At 61.7% G+C, this 24999-nt stretch carries 24 protein-coding genes and 2 pseudogenes; 16 read left to right on the top strand and 10 right to left on the bottom strand.

Going from position 1 to position 24999, the window contains the following annotated elements; translation table 11 throughout:
• Nucleotides 1-115: 115 nt before the first annotated feature.
• Nucleotides 116-304: pseudogene (locus FXV83_RS22225) on the bottom strand (hypothetical protein); the annotation flags it as partial.
• Nucleotides 305-322: 18 nt separating this feature from the next.
• Here FXV83_RS22225 and FXV83_RS22220 point away from each other — a divergent pair.
• Complete coding sequence (locus FXV83_RS22220) at nucleotides 323-553, top strand: hypothetical protein (protein ID WP_148741514.1); 231 nt, start codon at nucleotides 323-325, stop codon at nucleotides 551-553.
• Between the two features lie 367 nt (nucleotides 554-920).
• Here the strand turns inward: FXV83_RS22220 and FXV83_RS22215 are convergent, their stop codons facing one another.
• Nucleotides 921-1202 carry a hypothetical protein gene (locus FXV83_RS22215; protein WP_148741513.1) on the bottom strand — a complete coding sequence of 94 codons (282 nt, stop codon included), beginning with the start codon at nucleotides 1200-1202 and terminating at the stop codon, nucleotides 921-923.
• Nucleotides 1203-1436: 234 nt separating this feature from the next.
• Between FXV83_RS22215 and FXV83_RS22210 the strand changes: the two genes are divergently transcribed.
• From FXV83_RS22210 to FXV83_RS22200, 3 genes are all read left to right on the top strand, one after another.
• Nucleotides 1437-1625, top strand: a complete 189-nt coding sequence (locus FXV83_RS22210; RefSeq protein ID WP_148741512.1) for a hypothetical protein — start codon at nucleotides 1437-1439, stop codon at nucleotides 1623-1625.
• 574 nt (nucleotides 1626-2199) lie between these two features.
• Nucleotides 2200-3102 carry an MOSC domain-containing protein gene (locus FXV83_RS22205; RefSeq protein WP_148741511.1) on the top strand — a complete coding sequence of 301 codons (903 nt, stop codon included), beginning with the start codon at nucleotides 2200-2202 and terminating at the stop codon, nucleotides 3100-3102.
• A gap of 191 nt (nucleotides 3103-3293) precedes the next feature.
• A complete protein-coding gene (locus FXV83_RS22200) occupies nucleotides 3294-3671 on the top strand; it encodes a group I truncated hemoglobin (RefSeq protein WP_148741510.1) in 378 nt (125 codons plus the stop codon).
• A gap of 548 nt (nucleotides 3672-4219) precedes the next feature.
• Here FXV83_RS22200 and groL read toward each other — a convergent pair.
• The 4 genes from groL to FXV83_RS22175 form a co-directional block, all read right to left on the bottom strand.
• Entirely contained in the window at nucleotides 4220-5872 is a 1653-nt protein-coding gene (gene groL / locus FXV83_RS22195) for a chaperonin GroEL (RefSeq protein ID WP_148741509.1), read from the bottom strand.
• A 91-nt stretch (nucleotides 5873-5963) separates the two neighbouring features.
• Nucleotides 5964-6278 carry a co-chaperone GroES gene (gene groES / locus FXV83_RS22190; protein WP_148741508.1) on the bottom strand — a complete coding sequence of 105 codons (315 nt, stop codon included), beginning with the start codon at nucleotides 6276-6278 and terminating at the stop codon, nucleotides 5964-5966.
• 1158 nt (nucleotides 6279-7436) lie between these two features.
• Complete coding sequence (locus FXV83_RS22180; RefSeq protein ID WP_148741506.1) at nucleotides 7437-8999, bottom strand: FAD-dependent monooxygenase; 1563 nt, start codon at nucleotides 8997-8999, stop codon at nucleotides 7437-7439.
• 266 nt (nucleotides 9000-9265) lie between these two features.
• Entirely contained in the window at nucleotides 9266-9451 is a 186-nt protein-coding gene (locus tag FXV83_RS22175; RefSeq protein ID WP_148741505.1) for a hypothetical protein, read from the bottom strand.
• Between the two features lie 11 nt (nucleotides 9452-9462).
• Between FXV83_RS22175 and FXV83_RS22170 the strand changes: the two genes are divergently transcribed.
• From FXV83_RS22170 to FXV83_RS22145, 6 genes and pseudogenes are all read left to right on the top strand, one after another.
• Nucleotides 9463-9699: a hypothetical protein gene (locus FXV83_RS22170; RefSeq protein ID WP_148741504.1), complete on the top strand. Its 237-nt coding sequence runs from the start codon at nucleotides 9463-9465 to the stop codon at nucleotides 9697-9699.
• On the top strand, nucleotides 9696-9995 hold the full coding sequence (locus tag FXV83_RS22165) for a hypothetical protein (RefSeq protein WP_148741503.1): 300 nt from the start codon (nucleotides 9696-9698) through the stop codon (nucleotides 9993-9995). The genes FXV83_RS22170 and FXV83_RS22165 overlap by 4 nt, the downstream gene beginning before the upstream one ends.
• An 80-nt stretch (nucleotides 9996-10075) precedes the next feature.
• Nucleotides 10076-10467, top strand: a pseudogene (locus FXV83_RS22160) (GNAT family N-acetyltransferase).
• Nucleotides 10468-10744: 277 nt separating this feature from the next.
• Nucleotides 10745-12013, top strand: a complete 1269-nt coding sequence (locus tag FXV83_RS22155; RefSeq protein ID WP_148741502.1) for a CaiB/BaiF CoA transferase family protein — start codon at nucleotides 10745-10747, stop codon at nucleotides 12011-12013.
• A gap of 133 nt (nucleotides 12014-12146) precedes the next feature.
• Nucleotides 12147-13352 carry an acyl-CoA dehydrogenase family protein gene (locus FXV83_RS22150; RefSeq protein WP_235940060.1) on the top strand — a complete coding sequence of 402 codons (1206 nt, stop codon included), beginning with the start codon at nucleotides 12147-12149 and terminating at the stop codon, nucleotides 13350-13352.
• Nucleotides 13353-13361: 9 nt separating this feature from the next.
• Nucleotides 13362-13919 (top strand): flavin reductase family protein, encoded by a 558-nt coding sequence (locus FXV83_RS22145; RefSeq protein ID WP_148741500.1) that lies wholly within the window; start codon nucleotides 13362-13364, stop codon nucleotides 13917-13919.
• 25 nt (nucleotides 13920-13944) lie between these two features.
• On the opposite strand, the gene FXV83_RS22140 is transcribed toward FXV83_RS22145, so the two are convergent.
• Nucleotides 13945-14853 carry an NAD(P)-dependent oxidoreductase gene (locus tag FXV83_RS22140; protein ID WP_148741499.1) on the bottom strand — a complete coding sequence of 303 codons (909 nt, stop codon included), beginning with the start codon at nucleotides 14851-14853 and terminating at the stop codon, nucleotides 13945-13947.
• A 177-nt stretch (nucleotides 14854-15030) separates the two neighbouring features.
• Here FXV83_RS22140 and FXV83_RS22135 point away from each other — a divergent pair, with 177 nt between their 5' ends.
• The 6 genes from FXV83_RS22135 (at nucleotide 15031) to FXV83_RS22110 (ending at nucleotide 21388) form a co-directional block, all read left to right on the top strand.
• Nucleotides 15031-16014 (top strand): ABC transporter substrate-binding protein, encoded by a 984-nt coding sequence (locus FXV83_RS22135; RefSeq protein ID WP_187436072.1) that lies wholly within the window; start codon nucleotides 15031-15033, stop codon nucleotides 16012-16014.
• A 77-nt stretch (nucleotides 16015-16091) separates the two neighbouring features.
• The gene (gene ilvD, locus FXV83_RS22130; protein ID WP_148741497.1) at nucleotides 16092-17786 is read left to right on the top strand and encodes a dihydroxy-acid dehydratase; all 1695 of its coding nucleotides are present in this window, start codon (nucleotides 16092-16094) and stop codon (nucleotides 17784-17786) included.
• Nucleotides 17787-17911: 125 nt separating this feature from the next.
• Nucleotides 17912-18757, top strand: coding sequence for an ABC transporter ATP-binding protein (locus tag FXV83_RS22125; RefSeq protein WP_148741496.1), 846 nt, complete (start codon nucleotides 17912-17914; stop codon nucleotides 18755-18757).
• Complete coding sequence (locus tag FXV83_RS22120; RefSeq protein WP_148741495.1) at nucleotides 18754-19539, top strand: ABC transporter permease; 786 nt, start codon at nucleotides 18754-18756, stop codon at nucleotides 19537-19539. The genes FXV83_RS22125 and FXV83_RS22120 overlap by 4 nt, the downstream gene beginning before the upstream one ends.
• Nucleotides 19536-20303, top strand: a complete 768-nt coding sequence (locus FXV83_RS22115) for an ABC transporter permease (RefSeq protein WP_148741494.1) — start codon at nucleotides 19536-19538, stop codon at nucleotides 20301-20303. Before FXV83_RS22120 ends, FXV83_RS22115 begins: the two co-directional genes overlap by 4 nt.
• A gap of 38 nt (nucleotides 20304-20341) precedes the next feature.
• Complete coding sequence (locus FXV83_RS22110) at nucleotides 20342-21388, top strand: 2,5-dihydroxypyridine 5,6-dioxygenase NicX family protein (protein ID WP_148741493.1); 1047 nt, start codon at nucleotides 20342-20344, stop codon at nucleotides 21386-21388.
• On the opposite strand, the gene FXV83_RS22105 is transcribed toward FXV83_RS22110, so the two are convergent.
• From FXV83_RS22105 to FXV83_RS22095, 3 genes are read right to left on the bottom strand one after another with little or no spacing between them, the layout of a single operon-like run.
• Nucleotides 21385-22374, bottom strand: a complete 990-nt coding sequence (locus FXV83_RS22105) for a 3-hydroxybutyryl-CoA dehydrogenase (protein ID WP_148741492.1) — start codon at nucleotides 22372-22374, stop codon at nucleotides 21385-21387. The two genes, FXV83_RS22110 and FXV83_RS22105, sit on opposite strands and share 4 nt — an antisense overlap.
• A 3-nt stretch (nucleotides 22375-22377) precedes the next feature.
• Nucleotides 22378-23466 carry an NAD/NADP-dependent octopine/nopaline dehydrogenase family protein gene (locus tag FXV83_RS22100; RefSeq protein WP_148741491.1) on the bottom strand — a complete coding sequence of 363 codons (1089 nt, stop codon included), beginning with the start codon at nucleotides 23464-23466 and terminating at the stop codon, nucleotides 22378-22380.
• Complete coding sequence (locus FXV83_RS22095; protein WP_148741490.1) at nucleotides 23463-24998, bottom strand: class I adenylate-forming enzyme family protein; 1536 nt, start codon at nucleotides 24996-24998, stop codon at nucleotides 23463-23465. The genes FXV83_RS22100 and FXV83_RS22095 overlap by 4 nt, the downstream gene beginning before the upstream one ends.
• Nucleotide 24999 lies beyond the last annotated feature (1 nt).

Genomic DNA, 24999 nt, shown 5'->3' with positions numbered 1-24999 from the left:
GACCATCCCATTAGCAGACAACTCACCGCGTGCGCGAGTGATGGGTCTTGGCATCCTTTTCTCGAAAAGTGACTGCAAGCAGCCGGCGACGCGAAATCCTGGTGCATCGCGTGGCTCACCAGGCGTACCTGACCACGCCCTTGCCGGCGTAGGAGCGGGTGACGTCGGAGAACTCGCCCTCGAAAGTGCCTGCCGCAGACCAGCCGTTCTTCCACTTCATCTCGACCGAGGCCGTGGTGAGCGCGGAATCGGCGACCTGCGCCGCGCCGTTGACCACGAAGGATGCCCCCGGCAGCGTCTGGAGCTCGCCGCACAATCCTGCTTGTCGGCGATCTGGCAATGGCCCGTCGAGCGCGGCGAAATCATCACCGATACGAGTTTCGAAACGCGTATCCGGGTTGTGGTGGATCAGTTGCTGACCTTAATCGGTGAAGGGCGCTCAATCGAAAACCTGCATTGCCATTTCATCGAACGGGACAGCAGTGCTGGCTTGAAGAGCATCGCCGCCAGTCACATGTTATGGAGACTGGCAACGCACCCACCGCCTCATTGAAGGTCGCGTGCGTCCAAATAAGAGCGAGCACGGGCTGCGTTCGAGCACCGCTCGACGCAGTACCTCTACGCAAATGCAACGGCACGAACCGCCGAGGGAGACCTTGGCGGCTTTTTGCGTGTGGCCAGATATGCGCAAGAAACGGCACCTGTGGCCTTGCACTCAGATACGAGTTAGGCCGCCTTTTCGCTGCCATCTCTCTTGGCCTGCGGCGGGCGCTTCGGCTCAAGTTGCGTTTTGCGGACAGCCTCCGGTCAACATCTCGCGAAGCTCGGCCTTTGGTCTTGGCGGGGCGTTTAGGTGGTTGCATTGGGTCATGGACACTATGTGGGGGATGCCAACGAGGAAATTTGACCCCTGATCCAACTTACATCTCTTCCGAATTGTTGTCCTCTTTGAAGATCGTTTGCAGCAAGCGCCATAGCTCGCGGTGACCAGCAGTTTGACCGCCCTGCTTGAGGTAGTCAGCGATATCCATCGTTGATGATTGGATCTCAATCGTGCCAACAACGCTGGCATCAAAATGCGCCACCTCGCGCTCGACGTATAAATTCTTTGCGTCGGTATCGAAAACGAGTGTGCAACGATCCGCGTGGGTGACCTCAGGGCCTGTCACATGACGATATAATTCGCGCTTTAGGAGAGCCATCTTGTGCTCCTGTCAGAATCGCTGACTAATCAACCCGGCTCAATCATACCAATCCTAACGATCACGCGGCAGCGTCCTGGCCTCCTCGAACAACTTCCCTCGCGCATAACCCATCGAGACCGCTGCCTTTAGTTTCTCCAGATCGGTTTCGAGATAGTGGTTGGCGACGATCAGCGCCTTGTCTCACGGGTTGAAATCGACGCAATATGCACCGGTGGGGATAAGGAGGCCAACATGCCAGAGCCCCATGGCGATATTGATTATACGGTCCATGTGAATCAAGGAGAGACGACCTTTCGCGCCAATACTCCTCAGGGAGAGGAGTTTCTTGGTGGTCCCGGGCTGACCTTGTCGAATGAGGAAGCGCATACCTTCATTCAGGACGCCCGAGCGAAGGGCCTAACGGTCAAGCCGTTTTTCTAATGGATCGCGCCGAGTTGAACGGCGATATCGTCCCGGCCAAGTCACCAGACTATGGGATTTGCGGATTTACACCGCGCAGGGATCGAACTCTGTAGCCACTGACAGAATGCGAGGCCATGGCCGCAACGGACCGAGCGGCTTTGGGAAATCGGTGATATCGTCGAGGTGTTGAAAGCGTGGGAGGCCGCCCAAGTGAGGTGGTCTAAGCTGGGAGGAAGGCCATGGAATGGTTCAGCCAGAAAACATCGATAGCGGGTACCCAAATTTCCAATTGGATACTCGTTCTAGCGGCTCTCGTCGTAATCTGGATTATCTATCGCGCTGCAGCGTGACGGTGGCTGCTTCCCCCTACGCCGTTGCTCACGCCGCGCGGATCTTTGGAGGCGAGGCGCTTGTCGGTGAACTCGCTCCGCCGTAGCAGGCGATGACATCGCAATCGGCAGCGTGCGCATGATTAGAGCCCTCAGCTTAGGGCGTTGAATTGCAGCCTGGCAGCCGCCCCAAGACGTAAGCGGCGTCCACTTTCGATGTCAGAGCGAAATTGTTGTCCTCAATCCCGGTTTAGGAGGATCACATGGCAATCGGTGCAATCGTTGAAGACGTTGGCTCGGTAGCAACGCTGTGGAGGTTTCCGGTAAAGTCCATGGGGGGCGAACAACTCAATGACGTGGAAGTGACGGAACGAGGAGTCTTGGGTGACCGCGCATATGCGCTCATCGACAGGGACACGGGCAAGGTTGTGAGCGCGAAGAGCGTGAGGCTCTTCCCCAAGCTACTCGACTGCAAAGCAGTCTTCGTCGAGCCACCAAGCCGGGGCGGCGATTTACCACCGGTGCAAATTCAGTTTCCGGACAGCACGACCGTAAGGAGCGACTCAGGTGAGGTTGACCGCGTGCTGTCAGCGTACTTCAAACGTAACGTTACGCTTGGGCGGGTAGCGCCAGATGACTTTACCATCGACCAGTACCACCCCGACGTAGAGGGCGCAGACCCCGCGGGCAACAGAGATACGGTTGTCGCGCAGAAGCTTGGAGCAGCTCTTTTTGCCGAGCTTGGAATGGAGTCCCCGGTCCCTGTCGGTTCTTTCTTCGATGTGTTTCCCCTCTCCGTCCTGACGACGTCGACGCTAGCGCAACTAGACGAGGTTCAGCCCCAGAGCCGCTTCGACCAGCGCAGGTTCCGCATGAACGTGATTGTCAATACCGAGCGCCCCGGATTTGCTGAGAATGACTGGGTCGGTCACGAACTCGGGCTCGGTAAGGGGGCGCGCCTCAAGGTGGCACTCCTCGACCCGCGATGTGTGATGACGACGCTTGCTCAGGACGGTCTACCGCAGGATACGGATGTGCTCCGGGCACTCGTTCGCAACAATCGGATGCAAGTTGGCGATCTCGGCCAGTTCCCTTGCGCTGGTGTGTACGCCGTGGTCGCGGCGCCGGGAACGGTTCGGATTGGTGATCGCGTTGTACTCAATTGAGCCTAAAGGGGTTGTGCCCGGTGCTGTTTGTTGCAGTGCGGATGCCGCTTACGGCAGCAATCGAAGCAACACCAGACCTCCCCTGCAGAGCGCGGAATCAGCGTGGATGACCCGGGTAGATTCCAATGAAAAGTTCGGTCGGTATAGGCAACCCAAAGGCGTAGTTGGCCTGCTACGGTAGGAGGACGCAAATGAACAGCGAGACGAAGACCCTTTACGAGCGCCTAGGTGGGTGTGATGCCATCACGGCGGTGGTGAATGATCTGCTGCCAAGGCTGCGGGCCGATCCGCAACTCGGCCGCTTCTGGGCACATCGCGGGGAAGACGGTATCATGCGCGAGAAGCAGCTCCTCATCGATTTCCTCTGCGCGAGCGCGGGCGGACCGACGTACTACCGGGGCAGGGAGATGGTGCTCACGCACCAAGGTATGCGTATCAGCGAGAGCGACTGGAACGTGTTCCTCGGTCATGCGGCCGGCACCTTGGCGAAGTTCCAGGTGCCCGAAGCCGAACAAAGCGATGTAGTCGCGTTTGTCCAAAGTCTCAAAACAGAGTGCGTTGAATGTTGAAGGGCACCTCGTCCCTTCCGCTCTCGGTCCATAACTTCGACTAAAACCGCCAAGCTTGCTCGGCACCATCTTCCCGCCGACGCTTCTCGCCCGCGCCGGCAAGGTCATCAAAAAACTCGCTTCGACCCGTGCCATTATATTTCTTGCAGCGCATGAGTCGGCAATTGGCCCGTATGCGAAGTCCAGACCGGCAGGTGGTCTGGTTGTAGGGGCAGACCTGAAGCGGCTCGCCCAGCGCGCTACCGCCGCGATTGGACTCTTAGCGGAGGCGCGTCGTCCTTGTAAGTTCTGATTGGCAATCTGTTTCTATTGGGCGGCGAGCGTCGGCCAGGAAGCTGCTATCGCTGTTTCCGGGAATGGAGGCTCCTCAGGATGATTCCGGGCGGTGTCCCCTCGACTCGGCCGCCTGACATTTGTCGGCGGCGCAGGCTTCGACGCGCTCGCGCAATACGGTGCGCCAGTGTTGGACCCCGGCTGACTGCCAGGAAATCAGCAAAGGCCCGGCATCGCTGCCGAGCCTTCTTACTGTTGAGCTCTGAATGTTGGATTTAAAAGTCCATACCACCCATGCCACCCATGCCGCCTCCACCCGGAGGCATGCCGCTCGCGCCGGTATTCTTCTTCGGCACTTCGGCCACCATGGCTTCGGTGGTGATCAGGAGCGCCGCGACCGACGCTGCGTTCTGGATCGCCACACGAACCACCTTGGTCGGATCGATGATGCCCTTGGAGACCAGGTTGCCGTATTCGCCGGTCTGCGAGTCGAAGCCGTAGGCGTATTGATCCTTCTCGAGGATCTTGCCGACGATCACCGAGCCGTCCTCGCCCGCGTTGATTGCGATCTGGCGGGCCGGGTAAGACAACGCCTTGCGCACGATCTCGACGCCGGTCTTCTGGTCGTCGTTCTTGGTGCGAATGCCCTTGAGGTGCTCGGAGGCACGGAGCAGGGCGACGCCGCCGCCCGGCAGGATGCCTTCTTCAACCGCCGCACGGGTCGCATGCATCGCGTCGTCTACGCGGTCCTTGCGCTCCTTGACCTCAACCTCAGTCGCGCCGCCGACGCGGATCACCGCGACGCCGCCGGCGAGCTTGGCGAGACGCTCCTGGAGCTTCTCACGGTCGTAGTCCGAGGTGGTCTCCTCGATCTGCGCCTTGATTTGGGCCACGCGCGCCTCGATGTCGGCCTTCTTGCCGGCGCCGCTGACGATCGTGGTGTTCTCCTTGTCGATCATCACCTTCTTGGCGCGACCGAGCATGTTGAGCGTGACGTTCTCGAGCTTGATGCCGAGGTCTTCCGAGATCGCCTGGCCGCCGGTCAGGATCGCGATGTCCTGCAGCATGGCCTTGCGGCGATCGCCGAAGCCCGGAGCCTTGACGGCCGCGACCTTCAGGCCGCCACGCAGACGGTTGACGACGAGGGTAGCGAGCGCTTCGCCTTCGACGTCTTCGGCGATAATCACAAGCGGCTTGCCGCTCTGCACCACAGCTTCCAATAAGGGAAGCAATTCATTCAACTGAGATAGCTTTTTCTCATTGATGAGGACGTAGGCATCTTCCATTTCAACGCGCATCTTGTCGGCGTTGGTGACGAAGTAGGGCGAGATATAGCCGCGGTCGAATTGCATGCCTTCGACGACCTCGAGTTCGGTCTCGAGCGACTTGGCTTCCTCAACGGTGATGACACCCTCGTTGCCGACCTTCTTCATGGCGTCGGCGATGAACTTGCCGATCTCCGCGTCGCCGTTGGCCGAGATAGTGCCGACCTGGGCGATCTCGTCGTTCGAGGTGACCTTCTTGGAGTTCTTCTGGAGGTCCGCAACGACGGCTTCCACCGCAAGGTCGATGCCGCGCTTGAGGTCCATTGGGTTCATGCCGGCCGCAACCGACTTGGCGCCCTCGCGGACAATCGCAGCCGCTAGAACAGTCGCGGTCGTGGTCCCGTCGCCGGCCGCGTCAGCGGACTTGGAGGCGACTTCGCGCACCATCTGCGCTCCCATGTTCTCGTACTTGTCCTCGAGCTCGATCTCCTTGGCGACAGTGACGCCGTCCTTGGTGATGCGGGGCGCGCCGAACGACTTGTCGAGCACGACGTTGCGGCCCTTCGGGCCGAGCGTCACTTTTACCGCATTGTGGAGGATGTCGACACCACGCAGCATGCGGTCGCGGGCGTCTACGCCGAATTTGACTTCTTTGGCTGACATATTGGTTTCCCCTGAGTTGACTTGGTCTCATCTCACCCTTGGCGAGGCGCCCAGCAGGCGCTCCTCAGGGGTGAGCGGTGCGGGCAGTGGATTAGGCGGCCTTCTTCTTGGAAGACACGTCAGTGAGAACGCCCATGATGTCGCTCTCCTTCATGATCAACAGCTCCTGGCCGTCGATCTTGACCTCGGTGCCCGACCACTTGCCGAACAACACGCGGTCACCGACCTGGACGTCGATCGGGATCAGCTTGCCGTTTTCGTCACGACCGCCGGGGCCAACGGCGATGACTTCACCCTGGGAGGGTTTTTCCTTGACCGTGTCGGGAATGATGATGCCGCCAGCGGTCTTTTCTTCCGCGTCGATGCGCTTGACCACGACCCGGTCGTGAAGCGGACGGAATTTCATGCTCTCCTCCTATCTTCTAGTCGCATTTATTTTGAATGAAATAGCAGTCGAAGCTAGCGAGTGCCAATCACTCGGAAAATAAGCCGGCCTGGCCGGCATACAAGACAAAGCCGCGAAGGATTTCGAAAATCAGTCGCCCTCACCGGTCCGCGGAGGCCCATTCAGAGCCTCCTAAAAGGAAGCCCTGGAATGAAATCTGAGCTGGTCGGAGGAAGCCGCTGGGAAATTCAGGGCCGACTTTTACCGCGTGCCCAGGTTGTTGTTTGGCTTTGCCATCCAATGGCTAGCCGGGCCGGGTCGCGCGTCTGGATTAGCCTGTTCAGGTACTATGATGCCGCGTCCAAGACCCCGCGACGGGACGCGGAGAAGCCGGGAAATCCCATCCCGCTCGCCTACCGAGAGCACCTGAGATGCAGCGGTAGAACAAGTTTTTTTAAAGATTCTCTCCCTCCCGGAAGAGAACCCCGGCGCGACCGTCAAACCGCCAAGCGAAAAAGGCCCCAGCTCTGGGGGCAATGGGGATTGCGAGCTGGGGCCCGTAAGCTGCCCTTGGGGGAAGGGCATCGGGAAAACTCGGCAAGGGGCCTGACGTTCCCCGGATATCCTAATTTGCGCCCGGTGTGTCCGACGGACTGCCCCTCAGCCGGCCTTGCCTTGTTTCTTCTCTCGTCAGAGTGGCTTCCGATTGATTGGCCAGGCCGGTAAGGGTCCTTGCGATGTTCTTCAACAGAATTGTTCGTTCCACGGAAAGGCCGGATGATCGAGCACCGGCCTTGTATTCATTTGCGAGCTTTTGACATAGGGCGGCGTCCAACATGCTGTTTCCCGGGGCTTCACGGCATGAAGCCAAGCAACAGCTCGGCAGTGAGGATAGTTCCTAACGCAGGCCGTATCGCGTCACTGATACTTAAGGAAAGAGTGCGCCTCCCAAGATTCGAATCCGACTCGCAGAAGATGCGTCAAACGCTCGTTGAGCCAAGTCCAGAGGCCGAATGGCCGCAATGGATCGCCGACGCGCTTGCACACAAACCTGAGATCCAGACTGGACTCGCCAGGCAAAAACGATCACATCAGAATCAACGAGCGGCGCAACCTTCTGATATTGAGCCGCATTTCGAAAACCTGATGTTTCAATCAGACCCGCGGGATGCCGCGGGCCTATTTGTTTCGACGCCGTCTGCGACGTTGCTCCGCTACAGCCCCAGCCGGCCCGAACCACGCGGTCAGCGCCTCCGCAAGTCCGTGCCGGCTCGCATCGCCCACCCAGGCCACGTGCCCATCGGGCCGCACCAGCACCGCTTGCGGCGCTGCGACCTGTCCGATGGCCGGAAGCTGCCACGCGCCGTCGTAGCTGGCGTCGATGATGTCGACGCGATCCGCCCATGGTGCGATGTCGATGCTGCGCGCCTCGCCAAAATCGATCAGCACGGGCCGGGCGCGATGCAGCAGCGTGAACAATCTTTGCGGGCGGCCGTGGGCCACAAGGTCGAGATCGGGCATGCGGCGCCCGAGCAGCGTGTGTCCTTCGCCGAGATCGTAATGAATATCGAGCCCGGACATCATCGCGCCAACGCGCCGGCGCGGCTCGTCCATGCCGAGCAGTTCGGACATGACTTCGCGTGCGGCAATGAGGCCGTTGTCGGCGCGGCGGAGCAGGGCGATTTGCGCCATGGTGTTGCGCAGCACGCGCGCGGCAACGGGATGGCGCTCGGCGTGATAGGTATCGAGCAGGCTCTCCGGCGAAATGCCCTTGACCACCTGCGCCAGCTTCCAGCCGAGATTGACCGCGTCCTGCACGCCGGTGTTGAGACCTTGCCCGCCGACGGAGTGATGGATATGCGCGGCATCGCCGGCGAGCAGCACGCGACCCTTGCGGTACGACGCCGCCTGCCGTGCCGCATCAGTGAAACGGGAGATCCAAGCGGGGCTGTGCAGCCCGAAGTCCGTGCCATAGATGGCAATGAGAGCTTCGCTGAGATCGCGCAAGCCGGGCTCGCCGGTGCGCTCGAGTGTCTCTTCCGTCACCACGACCAGCACGTGGCCGCTCTCCGATTTGCTGAGGCCGTGAAAGCCGAGCGCGTCGTGGCGCAGGCCCCAGGCCGGCTCTTCTCTCAGTTCGACCTCGGCCATGAGGTTGCTGAGCGTTGGATCTGTGCCGACGAAGTCGATGCCGGCGGCCTTGCGCACCAGGCTGCGGCCGCCGTCGCAGCCGACGAGATAGTTTGCTCGCAGCGAGCGGCCGTCCGACAGCGTAACGTCGACGCCGCTCTCGTCCTGAGTGAAGCCCGTCACCTCGCGCTCCCGATAGATCGGAACTGCGAGCTCGCTGACCCAGCCGGCCAGGATACGCTCGATGTGACTCTGCCGCAGCGCGAGCCCATAAGCGTGCCGGGTGGGGAGGTCGCTGATGTCGAGCCGGGTCCAGGCGAAGCCTGCGAGCTGGGTGATCTGTCCTTCAGCGAGGAAGTGGCTGGCTACGCCGCGTTGATCGAGGATCTCGATGGTGCGCGCGTGCAATCCGCCGGCGCGCGTGCCGACGAGCTCCTGGGTCGCGCGCCGCTCGACGATGGCGACATCGATATCCGCGAGCGCAAGCTCGGCCGCGAGCATCAGCCCGGTCGGGCCGCCGCCGGCGATCAGCACCGCATGGTGTGCCGGGCCGTTCGTGCCGGCTGGCTCAGTCCGGCTGCGGGACCGGGATGTCGGAGGCAATATGGTCATGTGCGACCCCTCAGGTTCGTTGCTTGGGCGGCGGGTTCTAAGGGATCACCGGGGACTTGAAGCAAGCCCCCTGCACACCACATATCAAGTTGGGAGGAGAGACGCATTCTTCCGTGCCGGGCCGCGTTTGACACGTCGGGCAAAACACTGGCTAAATGGCATCATCGAAACGAGTTTGCTTCAGCCCGCGCGGACCATTCCGCAGCGGGTTTTTTGTTCGCTGGTTGAGGTCGGACGTCGTTCCGCCGCATCGCGCGAACTCCCAGCTAGTCGTCTTTCGATTTATCGCCGGGCTCGTCGGGAAGGTCGATGTTGTCGCCATCGGCGTGCACGAGATCGCGATCCCCGCTGTTGGTCTTGTTGGCCTCCTCGACAATCGCGGCTTGCTTGGCGCCCCGATCATCGCTGCGCGGCTCTGGCCGGGGTAACTCGCGCGAGGTTTGTTGTGTCATTTTTTTGTATCGTGGCCGATCCTCCTGCGGAGGCTAACGCGAGGACGGCCTATTCGTTCGCCGCGCTCGTTTTTCATGCCCGCAGTGACCGGGCGTTGGGATTGAATTTGACTTGCCGGGCAAAGGTCCTCGGCTTCGTGTTCACAGACGCGCTGGCGGGATTTGCGGCGATCACTGCCAACCTCGTGGTCTCCTTCTATTTGGTCAAGCGCGGTTTTGAGAATGTTGCAAGGATCGTCAAACGGTGAAGATGCCCGACAAGGAAATCCGGTTGATCGTCGCCGAGACATTGGCCGAACGGCACCGGCTCCAGCAGGAGAGCACCGATGCCATCGTGTTGAAGGCGACGGCATCGGTGCTGGCGCCCTTTGGGATCGAAGAGGACGACCGGAAGGAACCCAGAGCGGATTTCCAGCACTTGCGCCGGTGGCGGAAGAGCGTGGAACAGGCGCAGAGCTGCGCATTCAAGGCGGTGATCACGGTGATTGCCGCCGGTCTGATGGGGGCCGTCTGGCTCGGCGTCAAGGTCGTATTGGGCAAATAGACCGACACGGCGGTGAGGCCGGCCTCGCTGGCGCTCCGGATCAGCCAGTCGCATTGGGCATGCGATGTATTGGGCATTCGATGTACAGAATTCGTATGGTCGATGCGGATGAAGATGAGATTGCCGAGACTCTCGGCGACCTGTACCGGCTGACATTCCTCGATGGCGCAGCCCTACCGCGGTTCGAGCTGGGTTCATGGTGGCTCGCCTATCATGATGATCAGGCGATCGCTTTCGCCGGCGTTGTGCCGTCGACTCACGCGCGAAAGAGCGGGTACTTCTCCAGGGTCGGCGTTCTGCCCAGGCATTGGGGGCGGGGGCTCCAGCTCAGGCTGATGCGAGCCATCGAGGCCAGAGGGTGGCGTATCGGATGGAACAGCATCGTCTCGGATAGGACGGACAATCCGGTGTCTGCCAATAATTTTATTCAGGGGGCTATCGGCTTTACGAACCCAAGGTGCCGTGGGCCTGATCGCATACGCTGTACCGGCGAAAGTGGCTGCGCTGAGCGATGGAGCAGGGTTTCCCGTGATGCGGAACGTGACGCGCGTAGGGTAGGCTGGTTCGCGCGAGGCGCAGCTTCGGCGCGCCCAGATGTTTTAGCGGCCCGGCAGCCTGACGGCTGCCGGGCCGTTTCGCGTTTCGAGGCGAGATGAGTGAATCACTTGCGAAGTCCGCGGCGTCGGGCTTTAAGTTCGTTCTTGCAGGAAATTCGGCGGCCACAAGCCGATGTAAAGGGAGCCCTATCGATGACCACCAAGCCTCAGTTGCCGGAACGTTCGCCGCGGACGACGGGAGCGCCAACTGCACTTGATGGTCTGCTGGTCGTCGACTTTACGCGCGTTGTGGCGGGGCCGGCTTGCACGCAGACGCTTGCCGACTTCGGCGCCCGCGTCATCAAGATCGAGAACCCGGACGGCGGCGACGACACGCGCGCCTATGAGCACGCTGAGACTGGCGGCGAGAGCGCAGCCTATCTCAGCCTGAACCGCAACAAGCAGGGCATTGCGCTCGATCTGAGCGTGCCGGAGGCTCGCGACGTGGTGCGGGATCTGATCCGCAAGGCGGATGTGGTCGTGGAGAATTTTTCGAGCGGAGTCATGAAGAAGTTCGACCTCGACTACGAAGCGGTCGCGCCGCTCAATCCGCGGCTGGTCTATTGCTCGATCTCGGCCTATGGGCGCACCGGGCCGTTTGCTTCGCGTCCCGGTTTCGATCCCATCACCCAGGCCGAAAGCGGGTTCATGTCACTCAACGGATTTGCCGATGGCCCGGCGGTTCGTACCGGCCCACCCATCGTGGACATGGCGACAGGGATGTCTGCCTGCAATGCCATCCTGCTGGCCCTGCTTGCGCGGGATCGGCTCGGTCGCGGCCAGCATGTCGAGGTCGCGCTGTTCGACGTCGCGATGGCGATGACCGGCTTCTATGGAATGGCCTATCTGATCAATGGACAAAATCCAGGTCGGTTCGGCAATTCGCCAAGCGGCTCTCCTACTGTCGGCGTCTACGAGGCATCCGACGGACCACTCTACATGGCCTGCGCCAACGACCGGCTCTATCGTCGGCTGGTGGTCGAGGTGTTGAAGCGGCCTGATCTCATCACCGATCCGCGGTTCGCCACGCGAAAAGCGCGGTCCGAGAATAAGGAGCTGTTGCGCGCGGCCATCGCGGAGGTCTTTGCAAGCGACAGCCTCGAGAACTGGATGGCGAAGATGAAGCTGGCCAATATCCCGGTCGGCTATCTCCGCACCGTCGAGGAGGGGTTCAATGCACCGGAAGCCCGTGAGCGCCATCGCTTGAGTCGGATCCCGCATCGAACGGCGGAATGGGTGCCCAACGTTGAGCCGCCGATTACCATGAGCTTCACCGCGGCGGTTGACCCCGTGGCTGCGCCGCTGCTGGGTGAGCACACAGAGGAAATTTTGCGTGAGACGCTTGGTTATGACCAGGGCCGGATCACGGAGCTCATCCGGAAAGGCGCCTTGGGGCCGGCGAAACCCGGAGCGTCGACCTGAGCGAAGTGGCTGGTCCGCTCGCATGCAGCAGTTGTGCGCGCCGTCGATTTGCATCGGCTTGATTTAGTGAGGTTCCGGCCGCATAACTATCTGAAAGCGAGGGACAGGAATGGCGCCTGGTCAAGAGCCGAGCATGGGTCAGTCCATCGGGCCGGAAGCCGGCGAAAGCGCCTATGCGACGATGGTCGCAAGGGCGCGATCGCTCCTGCCGCAGCTGCGGGAGCGGGCGGCCCGGACCGAAGAGCTGAGGCATCTTCCGCCGGAGACCGAGCGGGATCTCCACGACGCCGGTCTGTTCCGGATGCTTCAGCCAAGGCGCATTGGCGGCGCCGAGCTCGACTATGTTGCCTTGATCGACTGCGCCGATTTGCTGGGACAGGCTGACGCGTCCGTGGCCTGGAACTTCGCCAACCTGGCGAGCCACCATTGGATGCTCGGCATGTTCGATGCGAAGGCGCAGGATCTGGTTTGGGGAAGGGATGCCGACGCGCTGATTGCATCATCGTTCATCTTTCCTGCCGGCCGTGCCGCGCGGGTCAAGGGCGGATACCGGCTGCACGGAAGCTGGCCGTTCTCTTCCGGCGTCGCCTCCTGCGAATGGAACATGCTTGCAAGCGTGGTCTATTCCGACGACGAGGCAGACGGCATCGAGTATCGGATCTTCCTGCTGCCGAGGAGCGATTATAAAGTCCTCGACACCTGGAACGTCACGGGGCTGCGGGGTACCGGTTCTTGCGACGTGGAGGTCAGGGAAGCCTTTGTGGCGGACCACATGACGGTCGCCGTCGGCGAGCTCGCCGGCGGTCCGACGCCGGGAAGCCACGTTAATCCCAATCCGCTGTACGCCTTGCCCGTGTTTTCGCTGTTTCCCTACGTCCTGTCGGGAGTAGCTCTCGGAAATGCGCAGGCATGCCTGGACGACTACACTGAGGTCGCACGTCATCGCATTTCCACCTACAACCGTGCCAAGCTGAGTGACTTTCAAAGTACGCAGATCAAGATCGCGGAGGCGTCCGCCAAGATCGATGCTGCGCGTCTGGTCATGCGCTCGGCCTGTATCGAGGCCATGGAGGCCGCGCGGCGGGGCCGTATTCCCGACACCGCGACCAAGACCAGATATCGGCGCGACGGGGCGTTCTCGGTCAATCTGTGCACCGATGCAGTGTCGATGCTGTTTGCGGCAAGCGGAGCGCGCGGTTTGTTCACGACGGGGGTGTTGCAGAGGCAATTCCGCGACGCCCATGCGATCAATTCGCATCTCGCATTCAATTTCGACGCCGCCGGAACCAATTATGGACGTGTGGCGCTTGGCCTGCCGTCCGAAAATCTCACGCTGTGAGGCCGGCCGATGAATGATCTGCCGAAGCAGCCGGCCGTCCCTGATTCAGCCAATGAACTTGCGAGCGATAGCTCGCCGATCGATCCCCGCGATTTTCGCAACGCGCTTGGCTCATACGCCACCGGCGTCACTATCATCACGGCCGCGGCGCCTGATGGGAAGCCCTACGGTCTGACGTGCAATTCGTTCGCTTCGGTGTCGCTGAATCCTCCACTGGTTCTGTGGAGTCTGGTGGTCTATTCCTCGAGCCTGACCGTGTTCCAGAACGCCAGCCATTTCACAGTCAACGTACTCGGAGCGTCGCAACAGGCGCTGGCCAACAAATTCGCCAAATCGTCCGACGACAAATTTGCAGGCGTCGACTGGAGCCCAGGGCTTGGCAGCGCTCCCGTACTTGCCGAGAGCGTCGCCAGTTTTCAATGCCGTTCCGTCAACCGCTACTATGGCGGCGATCACGTGATTTTTCTCGGTGCGGTCGAGGCCTATACTTATAATACAAAAGAGCCACTGCTGTTCGCGCGTGGGACGTTTGGCAGGTTCTTGGCTGATGACGGGCGCAAACCGTAACGCATTTCAGGTCGCTCTCTGCTGCTCAACGCTCTGCGGCTGAGAGCTTGTAAATCTCCAGTGCGTCGGCATCCGCGCCGCGGGCGGCCTTTGCCAGCCTGAAGATTTGGCCGGCGAGTGAGGCCATCGGCACAGGCGTCGATGTCGCCTGGGCGACGTCCGCGACGGTATCGAGGTCCTTGAGCATGGTTGCGATGTGGCCAAGCGGCGGCGAGTGAATGCCCTGGACCATCCTTGGCACGAAAAGCTGAAGCGGAATCGAATCGGCAAAGCCGCCGGCAAGCGCTTCGGGCAGTCGACCGGCGTCGATTCCAGCATTGGTCGCAAGGCGCGTTGCCTCGGCAAGGACGGCCATCGCGCATCCGACGATCACCTGATTGCAGAGCTTGGTGGTTTGACCGGCTCCGGTGGGACCCATGTGGGTGAATCTGCGCGCCATGGCGAGGACGTAAGGCCGCACCCTTTCGATGTCCGCCGCGTCTCCGCCGGCCATGATGGCAAGCGTCCCTTCCTCGGCACCCTTGGTGCCGCCCGATACCGGCGCATCAATCCAGCCCGCGCTGTTCGTCTCTCTCAGTCGCGAAGCGAGATCGCGCGCGGCATCGGGATGGATCGATGAGAAGTCCACGACCAGTTTGCCTGCACCGGGAGCCGCTGAAAGGCCTTCGGCGCCGAAAAGCACCTCTTCTACGGCAGCGGCATCTGTCACACACATGAAGGCGATGTCCGAGTTGGCGAGGACGTCGCGCGGAGTCATCGCGCGCTTGGCGCCGGCTTCGACGAGTGGTGTGACCTTGCCGAGCGAGCGGTTCCAGACGGTGACCCGATGGCCGGCCGCGAGCAGGCGGCGGGTCATCGGCGTCCCCATCAGTCCAAGGCCAAGATAGCCCAATCTCTCGACGCCTTGCGGGTTTGTCTTGCTCGTGTCAGCCATAGGTTGCTTCCTCATGTCGTCGCGTAAACGCCGAGCGACCGCGATCGTACCATACAGCGCCACTCCCCGGCGAAACCGGCCCGGCTGCATGGCTTGCTTGATTGTTTGAACCATGAAACATTTGGGCTGGTCGGGTTGGGTGGCGCCGGTCGGCGCTCGAGCAACGGAGTGGGCACGATGCGGACGGTTTCGAGGTGGATGCTGGCTGTAGGAGCGGCGGCGACCATGATTGCATTCGCAACCCCGTCAGGGGCGCAGCAGACGATCCGCGTCGGTTGGACGATCCCTGCTGAGGAATCCAAATACTGGATGATGCGTAGGCCGGCCGAATTTCCCGACATCGGCAAGACCTACAACATCGAATGGACTCAGTTCCAGGGCACCGCGCCGATGACGCAGGCGTTGGCAGCCGGAGCGCTTGATTGCGCAACGCAGGCGCCGCTGTCGCTCTCCAATGGTGTGGTCGGTGGCAATCTCAAGGCCTACATCGTGGCACAGCACGTGTTCGAGAAGCCCGGCGGATTCTCGGTCTATTGGGCGGTGATGGATGACTCCCCGATCAAGACTATTGCCGACCTCAAGGGTAAGACGGTCGGGATTTCCGTGATCGGCGGCGGGACGCAAGGGCCGTTCAATTTGCTCTTGAAGCAAAATGGTGTGGATCCGTCCAAGGATATCAAGCTCGTCGAGGTCGGCTTTGCCGTCTCCGAAGACGCCCTGCGCCAGGGGCGAGTCGATGCGGTCAACATGAATCAGCCGTTTGCCGCGCGCGCGGAGGCGAAGGGTGGCACCCGTAAGCTGTTCTCGCTGTCGCAGGTCATGCCGAATATCGTGCACATCCTGGAAGCCTGCCGTGCCGATTTCGTCGACAAGAATCCCGAGGCGGTCAAGGCTTATGTCCGCGACATCACCTCGGGCATGAAAAAGGCACTGGCGAACCGCGAAGAGACTTTGAAGGTGGTGTCGGAGGTGTTGAAGGCGCCGGTCCCGGTGCTCGAGACATATCTGCTCAAGGACAATGATTTCGGCCGCGACCCGGGTGCGGCGCCGAATTTCCCTGCGATCCAGAAGATGCTGGACATCTACGCGGAGACGGGAATGCTGCCGAAGCTGGATGTCGCGCAGTTCAAGCATCCGACGATCGTCGCGCCGCTACAATAGGCGGTTGGCCGTTTGTCGTATCAACCTAGTCGTAATGTCCCGCCATATGCGGGACATTGCGTGAAGATGATGCAAATATGAAGAAGTTGCGATCGCGGATAACGACTGACGGCCTTGACCGGGCCCCGCATCGCGCGTTCATGCGCGCCATGGGCCTCGATGACGCGGCGATTGCGAAGCCGATGGTCGGCGTCGTCAGCATGAAGGGCGAACAGACGCCCTGCAACATGACTCACGACTTCCAGGTGGATGCAGCCAAGGCAGGGATCGAGGAGGCCGGCGGCACGCCGCGGGAGTTTTCGACGGTTTCGGTGTCCGACGGCATCAGCATGAATCACGAGGGAATGAAGTTTTCCCTGTTTTCGCGCGAGCTGATCGCCGACTCCATCGAGGCAGTCGTTCATGGTCTCGCCTATGACGCGCTGATCGGCTATGGCGGGTGCGACAAGACGCTTCCCGGCGTGATGATGGGAATGGTCCGCTGCAACGTGCCGTCCATCTTCATCTACGGCGGCAGTTCGCTGCCTGGCCGCCTGGATGGACGAACTCTGACCGTGCTCGACTCCTATGAAGCCGTCGGCAGCTTTATGACAGGAGAGATCGATGGGGCGACGCTCGAACGGATCGAGCGCGCGTGTCTGCCGACGATCGGAGCCTGTGCCGGACAATTCACCGCGAACACCATGGGAATGGTGTCGGAAGCCATGGGCCTCACCATTCCCAATGTCTCGATGGTACCCGGTGTCTACACCGAGCGCGCGCAGATCTCCCGGCGCGCCGGACGGCTGGTGATGCAGATGCTGGAACATGGCGGGCCGCTGCCACGCGACATCGTGACGCGCAAAGCGCTGGAGAACGGCGCGGCAATCGTTGCCGCGACCGGCGGTTCGACCAATGCTGCGCTGCATCTGCCGGCGATTGCGAACGAAGCCGGCATCCCGTTCACGATCGATAACGTCGGGGAGGTCTTCGCCCGGACGCCAATGATCGGAAACCTGCGACCCGGCGGCAAGTACACGGCGAAGGATGTCTACGACATCGGCGGCGCCGCCGTCGTGATCCGCGAGCTCATTCAAAGCGGACACATCGATGGCGGCTGCCTGACGATCACGGGCCGCACACTCGCGGAAGAATATGGCGCGGCCAACGCACCCGATGGGGAGATCGTCTACGCGGCCCGTGCACCGATCATGCCCGATGGTGGCGTGGCGGTGCTGAAGGGGAATCTCTGTCCCGATGGCGCGGTGATCAAGGTTGCAGGTCTGAAAAGCCAGTTCTTTGAAGGCGTGGCACGAGTGTTCGAAGACGAGGAAGCTTGCGTCGCAGCGGTACGCGACCGCAGCTACAAGGCGGGCGAGGTGCTGGTAATCCGCAACGAAGGCCCGGTCGGCGGTCCCGGTATGCGCGAGATGCTCGGCGTCACTGCGCTGATCTACGGACAGGGCATGGGCGAGAAGGTGGCCTTGATCACCGATGGACGCTTCTCCGGCGCGACCCGCGGCATGTGCATCGGCTATGTGTCCCCGGAAGCTTTTGTTGGAGGCCCGTTGGCAGTTGTTCGCAACGGGGACAGGATCCGGATTGATGCGGCCGGCCGCCGTATGGATTTGCTGATCGGCGAGCAGGAACTTGCGGCGCGACGGCATGATTGGAAGCCACGGCCGCCACGTCATCGCGCAGGTGCGCTCGCGAAATATGCGCGACTGGTTGGCCAGGCGCCGGGTGGAGCGGTGACGCATGACGGCCCGGCCGAATGGCCCTGGTTCGAATGACGCGCCGCTCCTGTGCGAAAACGGCCGCCTATTTGGCAAGTTTCTTGCTAAGCTCGTATCGCTGATGGAGGACATTCAGCAGATCGGTTGCGCAGCATTCGCGCGCCAGTGAGGCGAGAGACGGGATGAAGGTAGTGCCTTCGAGATCGAGCGAATGGGTGAGACCGGTGACGCCACAAAAGCCGGCTTCTGCGATCATCGAGATCGACCACGTTTCGCAGGTATTTCAGACCTCGTCGCGCAGGGATCATCTGGCTTTGTCGGACATCTCCTTGACGATCGAAGAGAGAGCATTCGTCTCCATTCTCGGTCCGTCCGGCTGCGGCAAGTCAACGCTGCTCTACATCGTCGGAGGCTTCGTCAGCCCGACCAGCGGCGCAGCAAAGATGAAGGGCAAGGCGATCACAGGGCCCGGCCCGGATCGTGGGCCGGTGTTTCAGGAGTTCGCGCTGTTTCCCTGGAAGACGGTGTTCGGCAATGTGATGTATGGCCCGCGCCAGCAAGGCGTGCGTACCGCTGAGGCCGAAGCACAGAGCCTGGCTCTGATCGAAATGGTCGGGCTCAAGGGCTACGAGAACTTCTATCCCAAGGAACTATCGGGTGGCATGAAGCAGCGCGTGGCACTGGCCCGGACGCTGGCGTACCACCCCGAAGTTCTATTGATGGACGAGCCGTTCGGCGCGCTTGACGCACACACCCGGACGCGCTTGCAGAACGATCTTTTGAACATCTGGGAGCGCGACCGCAAGACGGTGTTGTTCGTCACTCACTCAGTCGATGAAGCCGTCTTCCTGTCGGACAAGGTCGTGATGATGTCGAAGTCTCCTGGCCGTATCCGGCAGGTCATCGACATCGATCTGCCGCGGCCGCGTCGCCGGAGCGAGCTATTGCTTGACGCACGCTATCAGGAGTACGTCGTCGACATCGAGCGGATGTTTGATGAAAGCGACGAAGCCGGATCACCCCCATGATGTCGCCGGCGGACTTGGCCAGACGTGCTGCCCCCGTGTTCGCCTGCATCGGGCTGCTGGCGATATGGCAGATCGCGTCGCTCGCGCTGAAGAACGATAGCTTTCCGACCGCGATCGAGGCGATCCGTGCGATCCCGGACATCCTCGGCGACAAGGAGGCGCTGATCAACATTCTGGCGTCGCTCCGCCGTATGGCGATCGGGTTTGGTGTCGCGGTGCTGTTCTCGATCCCGCTGGGCCTGTTGATGGGCCGCAGCCGCGCCGTCGCGGCGTTCTTCAATCCGCTGCTGATGATCATTTATCCAGTGCCCAAGGCCGCCCTGATGCCGATCATCATGCTGTGGCTCGGCGTCGGCGACATCACGAAGACACTGGTGATCTTTCTTGGTGTCAGCCTGCCGGTGATTTATCACAGTTTTGAAGGCGCCAAGGCTGTCGAAGAGAAGATGCTGTGGTCCGGCGCGGCGATGGGGCTCTCACCCCTGCAACGTTTGGTGCGGATCGTATTGCCGGCAGCGCTGCCGGAGATCCTGACCGGGTGCCGCACGGGGCTGGTACTGGCGCTGATCACGATGATCACCAGCGAGATGATCGCCCGCCAGTCCGGCGCCGGGAATATCCTGTTCAATGCGCTCGACATGGGCCAGTACGACACGGTCTTTGCGATGATTATCATCGTTGGGGCGATGGGAATTTGCCTCGATGCGGCCTTCGAGCGGATCCGCGCAAGGCTTGTGCGTTGGTCCGAGCCTCAGTTCGACCTGCCGCTGAGCTTCTCATGACCGCACGCCTCCTCCCGACAAATGTCGCTCTTGGGCTCGTGCCAATCGTGCTGGTGATCGCGGTGTGGCAGGGCCTCGTGTCATCCGGCCTTGCGCCCGCAGCCTTGCTGCCGCCGCCAGGAGCGGTCTTCGGGCGGCTGCTGCAGCAGCTCGTGACGTGGACGTTTCAACAGGAGATCGCGGCGACTTTGTTCCGGCTGTTTGCCGGCTTCGCCATTGCGGTCGCGCTTGGCGTGGGCGTCGGCATCGCTGCCGCCGCCAATCCTGCGATCAATGCCATAGTCCGCCCGATCGTGCGGGTACTGGCGCCTTTGCCCAAGGTCGCGCTCTACCCGGCGCTGCTGCTGCTGCTCGGTTTCGGCCATGGATCGAAGATCACATTGGTGGCGGCGGACGCGCTCTTTCCCATTCTGCTGTCCACCTACTATGGTGCGTCGACTGTCGAGCAGAAGCTGATCTGGTCGGCCATGGCGGCGGGCACGCCACGCTACGAGATCCTCTTCAAGGTGGTGCTACCCGCAGCGATGCCCTCGATATTGACGGGCTGTCGCATCGGCCTTGTCATTTCCTGCATCGTGGTGTTTCTGGCCGAGATGATCACGTCGACGGACGGGCTGGGCCATGTCCTCGTGACGGCGGCCCGAACGTTTCAGGCAGTCGACATGTTCGTACCGTTGATTACGATCTCGCTGCTTGGTTTGATCCTGAACGGGCTGTTGGGAACCTTGCGATCGTACCTCTTGCGGGGCTTTCCCGAAGCGTGATCTGACCAAACAAAAAGCCACGATACCGGGAGTGAAACATGCTGGCTGATCGCATCGAGGCAAAATGGATCGACGCATTTTGCGAGATTTTCGAACGATGCGCGGTCAAGGCCGGCGATACCGCGGCGATCCTGTCGGAAACGCAATCGCGCGCATTGAACGTGCATCTGGCCGAGCTTGCTCTGCTGCGCATGGGCGCGCGGCCGTTTCATGTGGTGCTGCCGACCCCGCGTAATCGGCACGTCGTCCCGGTTCGTTCGACAGGGGCGAGCGAGGCGATCCAGCGGCTGACACCGGTGGTCAGCGCACTTCAGCAGGCTGGATTCGTCGTGGATTGCACCATCGAAGGCTTGATGCATGCGGTCGAGACGCCGGAGATCCTGAAAGCGGGAGCGCGCATCCTGGTGATTTCCAACGAGCATCCCGAGGCGCTGGAGCGGATGGTGCCCGATCCCGCGCTGGAAAGGCGCGTTCGGGCGGCGGCCAAGATGCTTCGTGGGACCAAGCGGATGCGGGTTACCTCAAAGGCTGGCACTGCGCTCGACGTCGATATGGTGGGAGCTTCGACGGTCGGGGTGTGGGGCTGGACCGATAAGCCTGGCACGCTGGCGCATTGGCCGGGCGGGATCGTGGTCAGCTTTCCCAAGAGCGGGACGATCAACGGTACGCTGGTGATGGCGCCGGGCGATATCAATCTCACCTTCAAGCGTTACCTGACGTCGCCAGTGAAGATGACGCTGAAGGACGATTATGTCGTCGAGCTGGAAGGCGAGGGCGCGGATGCCGCGATGATGCGCGCCTATCTGGCGGCCTGGGGCGATCGCGAGGCCTACGCTGTGTCGCATGTCGGCTTCGGCATGAACCCCGGCGCGCGTTACGAGGCGCTGTCGATGTACGACCAGCGCGATACCAATGGTACGGAGATTCGCGCCGTTTCCGGTAACTTCCTGTTCTCGACCGGCGCGAACGAATTCGCCGGCCGCTACACGGCGGGCCATTTCGACCTGCCGATGATGGGAACGACCATCGAGCTCGATGGCGTGGCGGTGGTGCGGGAAGGCGTGCTTCAGGACGTCTTTGGCTAACGATCAAGGATTGGCGGGCGGGCAAGGCCGAAGTGCCTGAGCAGTTCGACCATGGCCTTGAGCCGTCCCAGGCGGTAGGCGTCGACGTCAAGGCCGGAATAATCGAGAAAGCCCGCCCCCGTTCGCAGGCCGATCTTGCCTTCCTGCATGTTCCGTGAAATCACCTCCGGCGCGCGATAACGATCGCTGCCGAGGGCGCCTTCGAGATAGCGGCTGGCGTAGTAGAGAATGTCACCTCCGCCCCAATCGATGAACTCCAGCAGCCCGAGCACGGCGTAGCGGAAGCCAAAGCCGTAGCGGATCGCCTTATCGATCTCCTCTGCGCTGGCGACACCTTCCTCGACCATGCGGGCGGCTTCATTCATTGCAAGCGCCTGGATGCGTGGAACGATGAAGCCGGGTGTCGCTGCACAGACCACCGGGACCTTGCCGATACTCTCCAGCAACACCTTCACCTCGTCGATGATGGCGGGATCGGTTGCTTTGCCGGGCGAAACCTCCACCAGCGGGATCAGATAGGCCGGATTGAGCCAGTGCACATTGAGGAAGCGGCGAGGTTTTTCGACCGCGCCGGACAGATCATCGACGAGGATTGTGGACGTCGTCGATGCGATGAGCGTGTCGGGACGGACCTGCCTCGATGCGGAGCCCAGCACCTCGCGTTTAAGCTCGACGACCTCAGGAACCCCCTCAAAGACCATTCCGGCGTCGGATAGCGCCGCCTCACTGCGGCTGGTCGATACCACCGAGACCCGCGCGACGAGCGGGGCGACGTCCGCTTCGGTCAGCAGCCCTAGGCTCGACAGGCTGGAAAATGTCTTTCTGATTTCGCTGAGTGCGTCCGCCTCCAGCCTGGCGAAGTCTTCTGCGGAACGGGCCTTGACGTCGATCATGGTGACGCTGTGCCCCGCATAGGCGAATGCGACGGCGATGCCGCGCCCCATGCGGCCGGCCCCGAGACAGGCGATATTGGCGCGGGTTGCCATCGGTCAAAATCCTTTGCGAAGCAGAGTCTGCAGTTCGGTCTTGCCGAGGTTGCCAATGCCCAGCGCTTCGAGTGTTCGTCCGCCTTGCGCAAAATCCTCACCGCAGATCCCGCCGCCGATTGCCAGGAATGCTCTCGCCAGTGGCGTCGCCACACCGGCCATCGCGGCGACGGAGACCAGCAGCGATAGCCCAAGCCGCAGGTCCTCCCGCATGTAGCGATGCTCGGTCAGGACGATGCGTTCACGCCAGTCGCCGGAATCGGTCAGACGATCATGCGAGCCGCGGCCATACATCCAGATCTCGCCTTCCTTGGCATAGTGATGAGCGAGCGGGAAATGCGGCGCGCCGTATCCGAGCGCCTCACGCACCGCGATGCGCTCGGCATCGAGCGCGTCTGTGACCCGGCGGATCGCGGCTTGCGTTCCCTCCTTGTGAATATCCCACTTTTCGAAATGCTCGATCGGGCCTGCATTCATCACGATCAACGGCGGATGGATGATGGGTCCCGCGTTCATCAGCGCGCCGGAAAGTGCGTCGCCGCACGGTTCGATCACGCCTGGGAACGCACGTCCGATCACCTCGATCGCGTGGGATGCCTGATCGAGCGGAAACACGCCGACCGGCAGCCGTTTGGCGCGGATAGTGATGGCGACCTCGAATGGCCCGTGCTTGCGGGTCAGCCAAGGCAACGTACCCGTTTCCGCAAAACTCGCCTTGGCGCGGTTGCCGGAATCCCGCGCCGCTTGCGCGAAGATCATCGAGCCGAATGTCGCCGGTGGTAAAAACACGACCTGGCCGTCCCGTAGGTGCGGAGCAAGCAGGCGGGCAATGTCGGGCTGCGCGAAAGCAGGGGCAGGACACAGGATCAGTTCGGCGCCGCCGACGGCTTCGGCCATGTCGGTCGTGACGAGTGCGAGCTTGAGGTCGTGGCGGCCGTTGTGGTCCTTCACCAGGATGCGAGAGCCAGCGGCGCGATGTGCCGCGACTTGATCTGCATCGCGGCGCCAGAGCCGGACCTCATGTCCCGATAGCGCAAATTCGCCTGCGGCTGCGAAAGAGCCGTTCCCGCCGCCCAGAACCGCAATCTTCAAGATGGTTCTCCTTGCGCGCGTGATTGCGCATCAAGCTGCTTCAGCAGGAAATGCTGGACCTTGCCTAGCGCTGTGCGCGGCAGGTCGGCCACGAAGACGATATCGCGCGGAACTTTGTAGCGTGCGAGCTGCGCCTGAAGGTGGGTTCTTAGTTCGTCGGCTTCGAGCCGGCAGCCGGATCGCCTGATCACATAGGCGACCGGCACCTCATCCCAGCGCGGGTCCGGTCGGCCGATCACAGCGCATTCGCTGACATCAGGATGTCCCAGCAAGACGCGTTCGATCTCGGCTGGATAGATGTTCTCGCCGCCGGAGATGATCATGTTCTTCTTGCGGTCGCGGACCCAGAAATAGCCGTCGGCATCGCGCAGGCCGATATCGCCGGTGCGATACCAGCCGTCCTGCAACGCATCGCGCGTGGCGTCCGCATTGCCCCAATATTCGAAAAATACGTTGGGGCCGCGCACCGCGATCTCGCCCGGCGTGCCCGCCGGCACTTCGGTGCCGCCCTGATCGATCACCTTAGCCTCGCAGCACAAGCCGGCAAGTCCGGTCGATCCCGCGCGAGAATGATCGCCGCCAAGCCGCGTGTAAATTGCAATGGGGCAGGTTTCGGTCGAACCGTAGACCTGAAGCACTGGAATGCCGCGTGCGACGAAGCGATCGATCAGATGCGGTGGCACGATGGTCGAGCCGGTCGCGACAGCCTTCAGTGACGAGAGATCGGTGGTAGCCCAGTCGGGATGATCGCTCACGGCCTGGATGATGGCCGGGACCATCACCGTCAGTGTCGGCCGCTCGTGCGCGATGGCGGCGAGCGCAGCCTCTGGCGTGAAGCGCGCCTGGATCGTGACGGTGGCCCCAAGCTGGAGCGCCGGTGTGGTCTGGATGTTGAGGCCGCCGACATGGAAGAACGGCAGCACGGTCAGCACGTGGTCGTCGGACGTCATGTTGTGCATGTGCTGGCTCATGATCCCGTTCCAGAACAGCGCATCCTGACGCAGCACAGCGCCCTTCGGTCGTCCAGTCGTCCCTGAGGTGTAGACGATAAGGAGCGGGCAGGAGAGGTCGGTATGCGGGTTTCGTCCGCTACCGTCACCGCGAGCCAATAGACTTTCAAATGTTGCGCCGCGAAGCGGGGTGAAGTCAAAGCCGATGACGGCTGTTCCCAGCGAGGTCCGCTCCAGCTCGGGAAGAAGCTCCGCAAGTGCTTGCTCGAGTACCAAAATCTTGGCGCCAGCGTCCGAGAGGATGAAGAGTTGCTCAGCGACGGCCAATCGCCAGTTCAGCGGCACGAGCATCGCGCCGAGCCGTGCGCATGCGTAGAGCAGAACCAGATAGTCCGGCCGATTCAGGCTCAGGATCGCGATACGGTCACCCCGGCTGACGCCAAATTCGTTCTTCAACGCCGAGGCGGTCTGCGCGATGCGCGCGGCCAACGCGGCATAGCTCAGCCGCTCCCCTTCGAAGGCAATGGCTGTTTTGTCTGGCGCGAACGCCGCGTTGCGATCGATCAGACTACAGAGGTCCACC

Source organism: Bradyrhizobium hipponense (genome assembly GCF_008123965.1).
Lineage (GTDB): Bacteria > Pseudomonadota > Alphaproteobacteria > Rhizobiales > Xanthobacteraceae > Bradyrhizobium > Bradyrhizobium hipponense.
Note: the sequence above shows the minus strand (reverse complement) of the source record. Positions and strands in the feature narration are given on the sequence as shown.